The 15,069-nt window shown below is 44.1% G+C and carries 11 protein-coding genes; 7 read left to right on the top strand and 4 right to left on the bottom strand.

The features are described from left to right. The 3 genes from KDK16_RS02900 to KDK16_RS02910 all read right to left on the bottom strand — a co-directional run. On the bottom strand, positions 1-1,346 hold a 1,346-nt coding region (locus KDK16_RS02900), incomplete at its 3' end, for a hypothetical protein (RefSeq protein ID WP_257274596.1). 404 nt (positions 1,347-1,750) lie between these two features. Beyond that, on the bottom strand, positions 1,751-3,799 hold the full coding sequence (locus KDK16_RS02905; protein WP_257274597.1) for a hypothetical protein: 2,049 nt from the start codon (positions 3,797-3,799) through the stop codon (positions 1,751-1,753). Next, positions 3,796-4,155, bottom strand: a complete 360-nt coding sequence (locus tag KDK16_RS02910) for a hypothetical protein (RefSeq protein WP_257253318.1) — start codon at positions 4,153-4,155, stop codon at positions 3,796-3,798. The genes KDK16_RS02905 and KDK16_RS02910 overlap by 4 nt, the downstream gene beginning before the upstream one ends. Before the next feature lie 301 nt (positions 4,156-4,456). Between KDK16_RS02910 and KDK16_RS02915 the strand changes: the two genes are divergently transcribed. From KDK16_RS02915 to KDK16_RS02940, 6 genes are all read left to right on the top strand, one after another. Next, positions 4,457-5,476: a calcium:proton antiporter gene (locus KDK16_RS02915; protein WP_257274599.1), complete on the top strand. Its 1,020-nt coding sequence runs from the start codon at positions 4,457-4,459 to the stop codon at positions 5,474-5,476. Positions 5,477-5,783: 307 nt separating this feature from the next. Further along, positions 5,784-6,938, top strand: a complete 1,155-nt coding sequence (carA, locus tag KDK16_RS02920) for a glutamine-hydrolyzing carbamoyl-phosphate synthase small subunit (protein WP_257253322.1) — start codon at positions 5,784-5,786, stop codon at positions 6,936-6,938. A gap of 92 nt (positions 6,939-7,030) precedes the next feature. Further along, entirely contained in the window at positions 7,031-10,252 is a 3,222-nt protein-coding gene (carB, locus tag KDK16_RS02925; RefSeq protein ID WP_257253323.1) for a carbamoyl-phosphate synthase large subunit, read from the top strand. Then, the gene (gene greA / locus KDK16_RS02930; protein WP_257253324.1) at positions 10,249-10,725 is read left to right on the top strand and encodes a transcription elongation factor GreA; all 477 of its coding nucleotides are present in this window, start codon (positions 10,249-10,251) and stop codon (positions 10,723-10,725) included. The genes carB and greA overlap by 4 nt, the downstream gene beginning before the upstream one ends. Before the next feature lie 198 nt (positions 10,726-10,923). Next, positions 10,924-11,772 (top strand): hypothetical protein, encoded by an 849-nt coding sequence (locus KDK16_RS02935; protein ID WP_257253325.1) that lies wholly within the window; start codon positions 10,924-10,926, stop codon positions 11,770-11,772. Between the two features lie 470 nt (positions 11,773-12,242). Next, the gene (locus tag KDK16_RS02940; RefSeq protein WP_257274600.1) at positions 12,243-12,569 is read left to right on the top strand and encodes a hypothetical protein; all 327 of its coding nucleotides are present in this window, start codon (positions 12,243-12,245) and stop codon (positions 12,567-12,569) included. 238 nt (positions 12,570-12,807) lie between these two features. Here KDK16_RS02940 and KDK16_RS02945 read toward each other — a convergent pair whose 3' ends face one another. Continuing rightward, entirely contained in the window at positions 12,808-13,383 is a 576-nt protein-coding gene (locus tag KDK16_RS02945) for a hypothetical protein (RefSeq protein WP_257253327.1), read from the bottom strand. A 175-nt stretch (positions 13,384-13,558) separates the two neighbouring features. Here KDK16_RS02945 and KDK16_RS02950 point away from each other — a divergent pair, with 175 nt between their 5' ends. Next, positions 13,559-14,803 (top strand): RING finger protein, encoded by a 1,245-nt coding sequence (locus KDK16_RS02950; protein ID WP_257274602.1) that lies wholly within the window; start codon positions 13,559-13,561, stop codon positions 14,801-14,803. Positions 14,804-15,069 lie beyond the last annotated feature (266 nt).

Consider the following 15,069-nt stretch of genomic DNA (forward strand, 5'->3'; position numbering starts at 1 on the left):
CCAGATGCCTCATTCAGATTCTGAATGGCATCATGCAGTTGTAGAAGAAACCGAATAATAAGGTGTTGAAAATAGGTATTACCGGGGTCGTACTGTGTTATGTCAATGTAGCTGAATATCAGGCGATCTTCTTCTGCAATGACGACGGTATTCCAGGAATGTTTTTTTAATGTCGAAAACATTTCGTTGATGAGGTAAACGTTTGCCAGTACGTCAGGAAACATTTGTTTCAGTTGAGCAAAAACAACCGTCCCCAATGCCGAGTATTTATCACAGTCGCCAATGCCCCTTCGCCAATATTCAGCTACTGAAGAATCTATCGGGAAAGTCAGCTCCAGTTCTCCTTCATCCACTGATTCGTAGTGAAGCTTTTCTGAAACAATCTCCGCTGTCAGGTAGAGCAAATTATAAATCGTTGGGTTTTTTACACGTTTGGCTATGTTTTCAACGTACTTGAAAATCTCTTCCTGATCGTCGGTTGAAAAATGTCGCATAAATTCTTGTGAAAAATCTCTGCCAGAAAATACTGTGTTAAGCCGGAAAAATAAAGCTTTTGGTAGAGGAATAGTCTCTTTTTTGCTCTGGTAGCCAGCAAGATTACCAAGGTGTTCAAACTCAAGACGGGTTGTGGGATATACAGTGCAGGTCCGTTCGTCAGAGATTAGAGATGGGTAGGTGTCCAGGTCAATGCCACGAAAGTAAAGAGATTTTGCATCTTGCAGGTTCAGGGTTATATCCATACTCAGGGCTTTATGAAGAAAATCAGTAGGCACTTTTGAAACGTATAGTTCTTTTAATTCATTGGTTGTTGAGGCGAGTCCCTTGTATCTGGGCAGATCTTCTATGGTTAGCCCCTTTTCCATTGTTTCTTGAAGCCAAACCTTCGAATAGTCAGAGTCAGCGTAGAAATAGTAGCCATTTTTGTATAAGGCGCTTGCAAGATCAGGAGGTATTCCATTTTTGAAGTAACTGGTCAAAATGTTGGCCTGATCAACGCCGGCTTCGAGGTAGCTATTCGCCTTTTGGGGACTTAACCCTGCCTGTAGAATTTTATCTATAAAAGCAGGTTCACCAGCCACACTGGGATGAAACGATGCAACGACTTCCGGAGTCATGTTACGCTGGGTAAATCTGTGAATGTCATACGGGCTGACCATTGGGGCTTTTTGAGAAAAAAGAAAGACTTCTTCTGCTGTGGTTCCCACCTCTGTGAGGCGCTCAATATCATAACCGGCCAGTGCGTCGTTCAGGCAATGTTCTTCTTGTTCTGTAATATCAGCGTTGACACAAAAACTCATCGTTATGAGTAATGCAGATATCAGCTTGATGGAATTTGGAATGCACATTGGCGTACTCCTTTAGTGCCGGGTTCAATAGTCCTTTCATACCAATCGAACTTTCTAACTCCCTATTGCGCTGAAGAGTCGAGCCTTAATCCTGCGTTGGCGATCGTCACCATAGCTAAGGCTATGACTCCTTATGCCGCCTTGTTTTAAAGCTCAAATATCCATGCTCATCACGAAAGTTAGAAAGCACTATTAGTATTAGAGTTTCGGGAGAGATATTAGTTCCCCTGGGAGGGAAATATAGTTTTGTCTCTGAATGGGTTCGTTATGTGCAGCTGACCGGAACCGCAGAAAGCTGGATGTTTTTATCGAAGCCATTGGCCAGGTACAGATGCTGGAAGTTGTGCGAAGGAGAGGATTTATTCAAAGCCCCCTGAACAAGGTATTTTTGGCTGAGCCGGATTTCAGTTATCCGGAAGATTTCTTTCTAATACTTCCAACATCATGTTGTTGTCAGGATGCAATGCCTTTTGTTGTAATGCTCTGGCCAGTTCATAAAAACTATCTCCTGGCTTAGTTGTTTGAGACATATAATCAAGCACTATTTCATTTGATTTATCACAGACGTACTGGCAAAACTCGGGTAATCTACCTTCGTCTAATAACCGGGTAAAGTAACTTTGCCGATCATCAGCTGAGAGATGAGTATATTCATGGATTTTTGAGGTATCCGTTCCATTAAAAAAGTGCGGAATTAACGTTGAGATTAGCCCAGTATATCTCAGGATTTCGTCTGTGATTACTCTACATATTTTATTGAGTTCTAAATGGGCATTCTCAGGGGTATACCAGAGATCATGTTTGATTTTTCTGTCACATAACTCTATTTGCTCTTTGCTCATTGTTAACAGAGCCGATTTAACCTCTTGCATAAGGAATGGATTAAAATGAAATGCACTATTAGCTACTTTCCAGCGGCCTAAGAGTTTTGGGTTGCCTGTTGTTGGTATTTCATGACCACATCTGCTCAGTCCAAGGTAGGGTTTATTTAAGCATTGTGCAATATTAGCGGTGCTGGCTCCCGGTGCATAAATGGGGATGTTGGAAAAATAACAAATCAACTCAAACAGTCGCTTAGGTAAAAAAGTAAATTCAAATACGGTGACCTTATCTTTAAGTGATTTCTCAGCAGTAAAGTCCAGGCAGTAATTAGTTGAAAACTCTATATTACCAGTATCACTGAGCTCTTTTTTTTCTTTTTCAGACAGGTCGATCTTCTCGCTGTGTGGTGCAATAATAATGATAGGCTTATCGCCAAAACACGCTTTAGCGGCATTTGTGTAATTGTAATACTCATGTTTTAACATCCCCGAAGCATGATAGGAAAGGGCTAGATATATTTTATTTTCTTTGGCCGATTGCAATAATTCGGTAAAAAATTGAGCTAGTTTTTCAGTATCATAACCTTGTGTGACTGGATTTTCTAAGCTGTTAGCTATATCCCTTTTCATTAACTCTGGTGTTGACGTATCTTTATTGATCTCATATGGATAAATGGGCAGATGATTTTCTAGGTTTTTCAGGGGCATTTCCCTTGTAGATTCAGGGAACCACCTATAGTTAGTTATTTGAAATAATGGAGCTTTTGTTGATGTTTTATACGAGTCCCAAACGGTGTAAATTTGTAGTGTATTTTTTGATAAAAGATGGGTTGGTATTGTCTCTTCTACGATGTATGGAATACCAAATAGCTTATCCGGTCTTATTTCTGGTGACGATAATTTGTGTTCCCCATAAATGATAAATTCATCAATGTCACGTGCAGGTAAACCAGAAAGAAGATTTGGTAATTTGTTGCTAAGAGTAGGTTCATAGCCAGAAAAGCGAACCAGATGTAAAGTGCCAGGAGAAAGTCTGACAAAATTCCTTAAGAATTCTATATACAGGTTTAAATTTCCATAACCCCGACCGTGGATAGCTTCTACCAGAAAAACGATTTCTTTAATTTTTCCAGCTTTACTTTGTAAAGAGGTAATTCTATTCATAGATGATGCATGAATCGGTATCTGCCTGAAAAAATCCTGAAGAAAAGATATCCATTGCTTGTCCTTTGGTATCAAACAACCAGCTTGCAGGAGAGCACTACTTTCGATAATAGAAGACTCTTTACTGCTTTTTAACTTTTCTGGAAGTGCCTCTGTGGACGAACTTTCATAAGCTTTTCTTTTTTTGTTATGCCATGTAATTCCTTCATGAGTTGAAACATAATAATGCTCTAGTTTAGTTGGGGGGGCAGGAAAAGGTTTTTCCAGGGTACTTTCCGGTGTGTGTACTTGGTTTATGACAGAAGTTGCACAAATATCATTCTTAAAGGTTCTGTTTATATTATGGTTTGCCTGACTGGCAAAGGTATCAGTAATATTTTGTTCGCCTTTTTCTGCTTTAATGGTTTTTTCTTGTGTTAACAGTTCATTGGTAAGTCCGGACTGAGCTGGAAAGTGACTATTAATCATAATGTACCTCCGAACCCATTCGCCGTTTGGGGGCTTAACACTGCCTGTAGAATTTCATTTATAAAAGCTGGTTCACCAGCCGCTCCAGGATGAAACGATGCAACGAATTCCGGAGTAATGTTAAGCTGGGTAAAACGGTGAATCTCATACGGACTGATCATTGAGGCTTTTTGAGCAAAAAGAAAGACTGCTTCTGTCGTGGTTCCTGTCTTAATGAGGCGCCCAATATCATAATCGGCCGGCGTAGCGTTCAGGGAGCATTCTTTTTCTTGTTTTGTACTATCAGCGTTGACGCACAAACTCGTAGTTACGGGTAATGCAGCCATCAGCTTGATGGCATGGTTTATAATGTTCATTGGTGTACTCCTTTACTGCCGGATTTAATAGTCCACTGGATATTAGAGTCTCGGGAGAGTGATTAGTTCCATCAGGAGAATTTAGAAGACTTTCAGGCAAAGAAGCCGGGAAAGATTAGGGAGATTTTCTCAGCTCATCTATTATTTGTTCACATGCGGCTAAGTGACTACTTTCCTCATATCAATAGCCTTCAAAACATATTTTTTACGGGTAGCTTGAGCAGTGATAAAACTACCTTTGGTGTTGAAATCCGAACCTGGGCTTTGTTCAGGTATTGCAGCATCAATACTGTTCTATTCGTTGTGCAACCACTTTTTGACGACAGGTTCTTCTAACTGGGTCAGTGCCGGACTGTTTCTGCTTTTGTTTGTTGTCATGCTTTGGTCTTCCTTTGGTGTGGTTCGCCATGCCGATGGTTTGGCCGAACAGCTGGGAGAGCCGTACGGCACTCTGATACTGACCCTGTCAGTGATCAGTATCGAAGTTATTGTGATTTCAGCCGTAATGCTGACGGGGAGTCATAATCCGACACTCGGTCGGGATGTGATGTTTTCTGTCCTGATGATTGTACTCAATGGGCTGGTCGGATTGTCGCTGCTTCTGGGAGGGGTCAGGCATGTTGAGCAGACGTTTAATTTACAGGGCGCTAACTCTTTTCTCGGGATTCTTATTCCTCTCTCTGTGTTGGGTTTGATTCTGCCTAATTTTACTGAGTCAACGTCCATAGGTACTTTCTCCCTTGAGCAAATCGTCTTTCTCGTTGTCATGAATGTCGTCCTCTATCTGGCTTTCCTGGGCATGCAGGCTATGAGGCACCGGCACTATTTTGTGGGCGATAATGAGGGTTATAATCGCAAGAGTGAAAAGAAGTTGTCTGTCTCGTCGCATACCCTGCTTTTGCTCTGCTACATGGTTCCCATTGTCTTGCTGTCCAAAAAGCTGGCAGTGATTGTGGATTATGGGATTTATGAACTGGGGGCGCCTTCGGATCTGGGTGGTATGATTGTGGCGATTCTGGTTCTGTCTCCGGAAGGCATGGCGGCTATCAGGGCGGCAATAGCCAATAATCTTCAGCGCTCTATCAATATCTGTCTGGGATCGGCCTTGGCCACCATTGGTATGACTATTCCCGCCGTGTTGCTGATTGGAATTCTGACATCCAAAACCATTGTTCTGGGTTTGAATAATGTCGACGCATTATTGTTGGTTCTGACGTTGCTGGTTTCCATGGTGAACTTCGCATCAGGTAAAAGTAACCTTTTCCAGGGGGTGACTCATCTAACATTGTTTTTCTGCTACATGATTCTGATTTTTGACTGATCGAAATGCATAAATGCCTGTTTACGAGTGCACTGAATTCAAGTGTTTCCTGGTAGAAGAAAATCTTGTCTTTTTACGAATATTGTGTTCAAATGCGAAAAATTTGCATTAGATTTATTGAGGCAGTTAGCGTGCCCCTGAAATCCCTGATAAAAGTCGGATAAGAAAGCGAGACGGTGATTCAATTTACCTCTCGCTTTTTTTGAGCGTGCTCTTTAAGGGAGCAGGTGGAACAGCCTTGAGCGTATAGAAAATCATTTTGCCCATGAATGAGATGATTTTCATGAGGTGAATGTGGGAGGAATCATTGACTAAGTCAGCCGTACTGGCTCTGGAAGACGGAAGTCTTTTTCGGGGCATTGCCATTGGATCCGACGGAGAAACCAGTGGTGAGGTCGTTTTCAATACAGCCATGACAGGCTATCAGGAAATACTCACCGATCCTTCTTATTCCCGTCAAATCGTCACTCTCACCTATCCACATATTGGTAATACAGGTATTACTCCCGTAGACGAAGAGTCTACTGAAATTCACGCAGCCGGCCTTGTTATTCGTGATCTTCCTCTTCTCGCAAGCAACTGGCGAAACACAATGCCTCTTGATGAGTATCTTCGTACTAATCACATCGTAGCCATCGCTGATATTGATACCCGTCGCCTGACCCGCATCCTGCGAGAAAAGGGTGCCCAGAACGGTTGTATCCTGGTGGCCGATGAGAACGGTCATATTGATGAAGCGGCAGCTCTGGAAAAGGCTCGTGCATTCCCTGGCCTAAAAGGTATGGACCTGGCTAAGGAGGTCACGGTTTCCGAACCTTACGAGTGGAAAGAAGGCGTCTGGGCTCTGGAGTCTGATGATCACCAGTCTGTTGACGAGCAGCCTTTCCATGTCGTGGCTTATGACTTTGGTGTGAAGCGCAACATTCTCAGAATGCTGGCCCAGCGTGGCTGCCGTTTGACGGTAGTGCCCGCAGTGACTTCTGCCGAAGAGGTTCTGGCCATGAATCCGGACGGTGTTTTCCTGTCCAACGGTCCTGGCGATCCGGAGCCATGTGATTATGCCATCAGGGCCATTCAGGATATTCTGGAAACCCGTATCCCGGTCTTTGGTATCTGTTTGGGTCATCAGCTGCTGGGTCTGGCCAGTGGTGCAAGCACCATGAAGATGAAGTTTGGTCACCACGGAGCCAACCATCCGGTGCAGGATCTGGATTCCGGTGTGGTGATGATTACCAGTCAAAATCACGGTTTTGCCGTGTCTGAAGAGAAACTGCCTGAGCATATCCGGGTCACTCACAAATCCTTGTTTGATGGCAGTCTTCAGGGGATTGAGCTGACCGACCGGCCCGCTTTCAGTTTCCAGGGGCATCCTGAAGCCAGCCCGGGGCCACACGATGTGGCGGTGCTGTTTGACCGGTTTATCAGCCTGCTGGAAGAGCATACAGCCGCTTCCCAATCCTGATCAGGTCGCTTGAAAAAGAGACTTACAGTACAGACAACAGGCTTTCGTGAGCAAAGAGCTCCGCAAGCCTGAGACAAGTTACGAGAGCAACGATGCCGAAACGTACAGATATTGAAAGCATCCTGATCCTGGGTGCGGGTCCTATCATCATTGGTCAGGCCTGTGAATTTGACTATTCCGGAGCCCAAGCCTGTAAAGCCCTTAAAGAAGAGGGCTATCGTGTCATACTGGTGAACTCTAACCCGGCCACCATCATGACCGACCCCAGCATGGCAGACGCGACCTACATTGAGCCTATTCGTTGGGAAACAGTCGCCAAGATCATTGAGAAAGAACGTCCGGATGCAGTACTGCCTACTATGGGTGGTCAGACCGCTCTGAACTGTGCTTTGGATTTGTTCCATAAGGGAGTTCTGGAAAAATATAACGTCCAGATGATCGGTGCCAGCCGGGATGCTATCGATAAGGCTGAAGACCGTGAAATGTTCGACACAGCAATGAAGAACATTGGTCTGGAAACACCCCGATCCGGTATTGCGCATACCATGGAAGAAGCTCAGGCTGTGCTGGATCAGGTAGGCTTTCCCTGTATCATCCGTCCTTCTTTCACCATGGGTGGTTCCGGTGGAGGTATTGCCTACAACAAGGATGAGTTTGAAGAGATCTGTAAGCGGGGTCTGGATCTTTCTCCCACCAATGAGCTGCTGATCGATGAATCCCTGATTGGCTGGAAAGAGTACGAGATGGAAGTGGTGCGCGACCGCAACGACAACTGCATCATTGTCTGCTCTATCGAGAACTTTGACCCGATGGGAGTTCACACCGGTGACTCGATCACGGTCGCACCTTCCCAGACGCTGACTGATAAAGAATATCAGATCATGCGTAATGCCTCTGTGGCTGTTCTGCGTGAGATTGGCGTTGAAACCGGCGGTTCCAATGTTCAGTTCGGTATTTGCCCGGACACTGGTCGTATGGTCGTGATTGAGATGAACCCCCGGGTATCCCGTTCCTCTGCCCTGGCTTCAAAAGCGACTGGCTTTCCGATTGCCAAAGTGGCAGCCAAGTTGGCCGTGGGCTACACCCTGGATGAACTGCGCAACGAAATTACCGGAGGTGTGGTACCGGCTTCTTTCGAGCCAACCATCGATTACGTCGTCACCAAGATTCCTCGTTTTGCCTTTGAAAAATTTCCTCAGGCCGACGATCGTCTCACCACCCAAATGAAATCTGTGGGTGAGGTCATGGCTATTGGTCGTACTTTTCAGGAGTCTATGCAGAAAGCCCTTCGTGGTCTGGAAACCGGAGCCACTGGCTTCAATCCCATGCTGGATGTTTCTGCTGAAGGTGCTATCGACAAGATCAAGGCAGAGCTGGTTGTTCCAAAGGCGGATCGTCCATACTACGTGGCAGACGCTTTTCGGGCCGGTATGACTCGGGAGGAAGTCTTTAACAGCTGCATGATCGATCATTGGTTCCTCGTCCAGATCGAAGACATTGTTAAAGAAGAGCAGAATCTGGTCGGCAAAGACTTGTCTGCGCTGGATGCCACCACTTTGTTCAGCCTCAAGCGTAAGGGTTTCAGTGATGCGCGTCTGGCAGAGGTGATGGCGATCTCTGAAACAGAAGTGCGTAACCATCGTCGTCAGCTGAAGATCAAGCCGGTCTTCAAGCGTGTAGATACCTGTGCGGCCGAGTTTGCCTCTACGACAGCTTACATGTACTCCACCTATGAAGAAGAGTGTGAAGCTGTGCCAACTGATAACGAAAAGATCATGGTTATCGGTGGTGGTCCTAACCGTATCGGTCAGGGTATCGAATTTGATTATTGTTGTGTTCATGCGGCTATGGCTGCCCGCGAAGACGGTTACGAAACCATCATGGTTAACTGCAACCCCGAAACGGTTTCTACCGACTACGACACTTCTGACCGACTGTACTTTGAGCCGGTCACTCTGGAAGACGTCCTCGCCATTATTGATGTCGAAAAACCCAAAGGTGTGATTGTTCACTACGGTGGTCAGACACCTCTGAAACTGGCTCGTGCTCTGGAAGCTGAAGGTGTGCCGATTATCGGTACCAGTCCGGATGCGATTGACCGTGCCGAAGACCGAGAGCGTTTTCAGGGCATGATCCAAAAGCTGGACCTGTTACAGCCTGCGAATGCCACGGTGCGCAGTGCTGAAGAAGCTGTTGCTAAAGCCAAGGAAATTGGCTATCCATTGGTTGTGCGCCCTTCCTACGTTCTGGGTGGTCGTGCCATGGAAATCGTGGCGGGCGAAGATGAACTGCAAAAGTACATGAAAGAAGCGGTTCAAGTTTCCAATGATAGTCCGGTGTTGCTGGACCTGTTCCTGAATCGTGCCGTAGAAGTGGATGTCGATGCAGTATGCGACGGCGAGCGTGTGGTTATTGGTGCCATCATGCAGCACATTGAGCAGGCAGGTATTCACTCCGGTGATTCCGGTTGTTCTCTGCCTCCCTACAGTCTCAGTCCCCGCATCCAGGACAAGATTCGTGAGCAGGTGAAAGCCATGGCTATGGAGCTGGGTGTTGTTGGTCTGATGAATGTTCAGATGGCGCTGCAAGACGGTGAACTCTATGTGATCGAGGTTAATCCGCGTGCGTCCCGTACAGTGCCCTTTGTGTCCAAGTGCATTGGTCACTCTCTGGCCAAGATTGCCGCTCGTGTCATGATGGGTAAAACTCTGAAAGAGCTGGATTTTACCAGAGAGATTGTACCTCCCTACTACTGCGTAAAAGAAGCGATCTTCCCATTCAACAAGTTCCCGGGTGTGGATCCGATTCTTGGCCCGGAAATGAAATCTACCGGTGAGGTGATGGGTGTTGGTGCATCTTTCCCGGAAGCCTATTATAAGGCCCAGCTGGCTGAAAACATGGCACTGCCAGAAGGTGGCCGTGTCATCATCAGTGTCCGTGATCAGGACAAACCAATGGTGCCTGGTATTGCGCGCCTGCTGATGGATACCGGCTTTGAGCTGATGGCTACCAGTGGAACTGCCCAGGTGATCGAAGATGCCGGCCTGCCCGTGACCCGGGTTAAAAAGGTGATGGAAGGTCGACCAAATATGGTGGACAGTATCGTCAATGGTGATATAGCCTTTGTTGTCAATACCACCGAAGGTCGTCAGGCCATTGCAGACTCCTATAAAATCCGCCGATCTTCGCTGACCAATAAGGTTCTCTACACCACCACCATGGCAGGTGCGGAAGCCATTGCCCGGGCCATTGCCTTTGGCTCGGAAAAAACAGTCAGAAGACTTCAGGATTTGCACGAAGGTAGGACTGGATGAATCGATATCCAATGACCGTGGAGGGTGAAAAAGCCCTCCGTGAAGAGTTGACTCAACTGAAAACCGTGGAAAGACCGCGCATTTCTCAGGCGATTGCTGAAGCCCGGGAACTGGGAGACTTGAAAGAGAACGCTGAATATCACGCAGCCCGTGAACAGCAGAGCTTTACTGAAGGTCGTATCAACGATATTGAGGCCAAGTTATCCAACGCTCAGGTCATCGATATCACTACGATCAAAAAAACCGGTAAGGTTATCTTTGGTACCACGGTTTTAATGGTTAATCTGGATACGGACGATGAAGTCGAGTACAAGATCGTGGGTGATGATGAAGCAGACATCAAATACAACAAGATCTCTGTGAACTCACCGATTGCCCGTGCCCTGGTTGGTAAAGAAGAAGGTGAAGTGGTGGTAGTGAATACACCTTCCGGCAATGTTGAATATGAGATCGATGAGGTTAAGCACGTCTGATGGTCTCGTTCTCTGCACGGGTTGGAGACCTGTGCAGAGAAGTTTCTTTTCCTCTCTCTGCCCTTCCTGATCAGCCAGGTGTTTTATGTCAGCCTAACTGACAGTGCTGTTAGTGATCTTGTCAGCCATTGATAGCATTCTTGTCAAACAACAAAAAACACAACAAAGAACACAACAAGGATTGATGGAGGGAGTAGTATGATAAATTTTCTGCAAACAGGCTCAGTACCCTTTGATAAGAATGCTATTACTGATAAGTTGGAAAAGCTTGGAAACCTTGCCTCCAGCTTCAGGCGCAGTACGGTCAGGGCATTCAATAACGTCTGTGGTTATATGAAGACTGCTGGCGACTTCTCTCACACCCACTACTCCGACCAAAGTTCAAGGAGCTCGGGCAGTGCCAAACAGGTTTCAGAACGAGCGATTGCCAGACCACCTTCAGAACGAGGTATTACCAGACCGGTTTCAAAACCAGGCCAGCCGGAGAGCCAGAATGACAACAATCTGGCAGCCAGACTTGAGAGTCTCAAAATTGATTGCTCTCGGGCGCATACTAAGCAGGATCTGGTGACGATGAAACAGAAAACCACAGGTCTCCTGGACGATGCCAAAACAAAGCTTCAGAATCATCCTGAGGCTGGCAAAGTGCTTGAAAAGCTGAATGTTGCGGTCAATTTGCTGGAAACTTCATCTGAAGATGAAAACCACGTCCATGAGGCTGCTGACTACCTTCAGAAGGTGCTGCTAGACGTTCGTTTCGATGAGTTGAGCCAGTTGCGTCAGCGAAATGACCAAATAATGAAAATTGAGCGGGATGTTGCTGATGTCCATGAAATAATGCATAACCTGCAAGGTATCGTTCATGAACAAGGTCAGGACGTGAGCCGGATTGAAGATCATATCACTCAAAGCAGAGATAATGTTGAAGAAGCCGTGGAGTCTCTGGATTCAGCGAAAAAGTCGGCTAAAAAAGGTCGCAAACTGAAGATTTTTTTAGGTATTGTGCTTGCCGTTGTCGGTATCACCCTGTTGGCCTGCTTGCTCTGATATAGCTGTCGAACGTGGAGGTGTGAGATGACAAGTCACTCACACCACCAAACCTTTTAGCTTTAAGAATTTCCGGGATTTGACTCAATACCTCTATTATTTTCTCTCAATGACTCTCGTAGAAACTTATTGTTTAGCGGGCTTAAAAGCTTTTATTTTTTTAATACCATCCAAAATTTCCTGACCCTTATCGGATTAACTCATTTTCGATAGACTTCGCAATTTTTTTAGAATGTGAACGGGAATAGTAGCTTTTTCTTAAGGAGCCCAATACAACTTTTCAACACCGTCACTACCAAGAAAAACATCACCAGATTAAAGTTTTTTCTGTAAGTCTCATTGCAAAAATCTGTACTGATTTAACAACCAGAAGGCAAAGCTATGTCTATACTGTTAGCTTTTAAATCAGAGTGTTTGCTTAATGAAAACTGTTAGAAATCTGCTTTTCTCTCTCTCTGTTACTTTGCAACATGGGTATCATTGGTAACCAAATGACCTATGCTAATGACAGCCTTAATGTTGTGGCAGTGTTATTTGCTCAAACTTTGTTGCAAGTCATGTTTCCTTATTTAACAGAAGAAGAGCAGGTAAACCTGCAAGCTTCTTCATCTGCTGCTGTGTTCAGGTCTGCTGCGGGAGGTGAAAATATACTTCAACAATTAGTTGACAAGCCAGAGTGGGTAGTCAGGGTTGATAGCCTGCTTGAGGTTCTCGAAATTACAGTGGCAAGAGTTCAATCATTGATTGATTCAGGGGATCTTGTTTACAAGCAGTATACTCATATGAAGAAACAGTAGCATTGCAACGAGTATTAAACTCTAAAACAGCCATTATTCTGGAGTCTGGAATATCAACATATCCTCAGCATGAGCAACCAGGGATTAGACGTCAGATGGCAGAAAGAGTTAATGATTTTATGACCTTTCTACGTAGTAAGATGGATATGGAATAAATCATAGGCAATATGCCATTTCAAACCTTGCCGACGTTGACGGCGTCGGTGATTGGTTATGTGGTGCTAGTTGAAGGTTGCGATTAATCTTTGAAGGAGGCTTGATCTACAATAGTATAATCTCCTGATATCTGACTTAAAGTTGAGCTTCCGTCAGAGTGCAGTTCAAAATGTAAATCTTGATCAGAAATTCTCTCTAAAGCAATAACTCTGCTACTGACCATTGTGCGAGGTTGTTGTGGCTGATCCATTTTTACATTTCCAATGGCTGCCATGGTAATAGAGTCGCTGGATGCCAATCCAGGCTCAAACAGAACGACACCAAGAGATGGTGGATTGCTGATCTGTGAATATGAGCTGAGAAATTTTGACACCAAATCTGCATGCGGCAAGTGACGTTCATAGTAAAGATAGTAACTATCTCCCGCAATACTGTACAAATAGGAGGTGCACCCAGAACAGTTCTGACTGGTATGATAGACCTCGGCAAAATAGTCAATAAATCCAGATACTCCATCTATCTCGACATCCTTGACTTTCCCTTCACTATTGATGATACGAAATTTATTATTCGCTAACTTATCAATGCTTGAATAGCAAGTTACGGATAAACCTGTGAACAAAAAGAAGATCACTAAAATTCGAAGTGATTTATACATTCGTCATTTACCATGTCAGTAGTTGATGGTGAGCAGGTCAGTATAGACGCTTTTTCAGAAGCTTACATTTAGGTTCATAGTGCCAAACCCAACAGTTTACGATGGCAGTCTGCTGGATTTTTTTGTTGCGTGCGTCTACGTTTTTGATTCAATCCGTTTGAAAGCAGGTTTGTAATTGAAGAAAAGATTTGAGTTCTGGAAAAAGCTAATGGTCCTATCCTTAACAATCTTTTGTTTATCAGGATTTTGCTTTTCAGATTATCAAGAGCCTGATGAGAGTCAAGTGACTATAGGAGGTCAATCGATTTGGTATGACGTTGTTAAGGAGTCACTATGCAACTACATCTATATGCCAATAGATTATTACGTAGGCTCAAGAGGCGTTTTTCGTTTGGTATCAATACTTGCACTTGGGTATAGAAACTACTACGAATTTTATTTGCATCGTAGAGTTGGTGATAAAATAGACACTTGTCTTTTGATCGTTGCGCTAGCATTAATACCTGTAAATTTTATTTATGACATTTTAGAAGATAGAACAGCCTCAAGTACCTTAAGTAATAGCAATATGAAAGAAATAAAAATATCTAAGACAGTGGGGTTGACTTCTTTTGATTTAAGGCTTTCAGGCCTGTTAGAAAACAGTGCTTTATACAATATATCAAAACCATTACATAATCTTGGTGTTAGCAATATTAAATTTACCTCTTCTGAAGTAGATAATAAAATGCATCTTTTAATAGGGTTAACAAAGATGGGCAAACTTGAGGAAGTGTTCTTTGATATTTCATTCCCGACATTAGATTCCGATCGTTATCATTGGGTTGAACTTTGCTGTAATGAAAATAGTCATTGTAATCATTATTCCTCAATCCCACTAAGTATACTGTCAGAAGAAGTGATCAATGAGTTAGTCTTTTTATTAGATGGGAACTATGGTTTTGCGAAATCAATAAGTGATTTTAAAAGAGTCAAAGGAGTTGACTTTTCAGTTAATGAAATGTTTGTTGTAGTAAAAGTACAACAAAGAGAATCTGATATCTTTTCTTACGTTATATGTGACACTCAAACTCATACTTTACAACTAAAAAATAGCCGCTATTCATTTTCAAATAAAACTTTAGTCTATGAACTTATACAAAAATTAGCTGTTCAGGCTGAAAAATTAGCTGTTCAGGCTGAAGGGTGGTTTCGATATCTCATGGAATTAATTTTGAAGCAGTGTGAACATATAATGTTCTTCGCAATCACTGATTTCTTTTTTGAAGGTTATTTTCTTGGAGAATGTGCTATTTGCCGTGAAGCCATGATTCCAGGGGCAGTTTCGCCTGCCAGCTGTGACATACATTATTTCTGTACCTCATGCCTGATTGAATGGGCACAATATGGCGCTGGAATGTGTCCATATTGTAGAGATTAATGCAGCACACATCTTCGCCTTCAGCGACTGCCCCGCACGCGAATTAAAGGCTTGTTAGGTGCAAGATTACTTAAATGGATTGCATTTTGCAGCCGCAATGAAATCTCTGTAACATTTTCAGAGGTTAGATAATTAAAGCAATTACGGTTAAAAATATACCTGAAATAGTTTATAAAAGGCTTAAAGAAGGAGCCACTGCTCACATGACAGGAAGCTTTCCTCACCAGAAGTTCTATCTTGATATTCCAGACGGCTGACTTACGGAT

This window comes from Endozoicomonas sp. SESOKO4 (assembly GCF_024606275.1).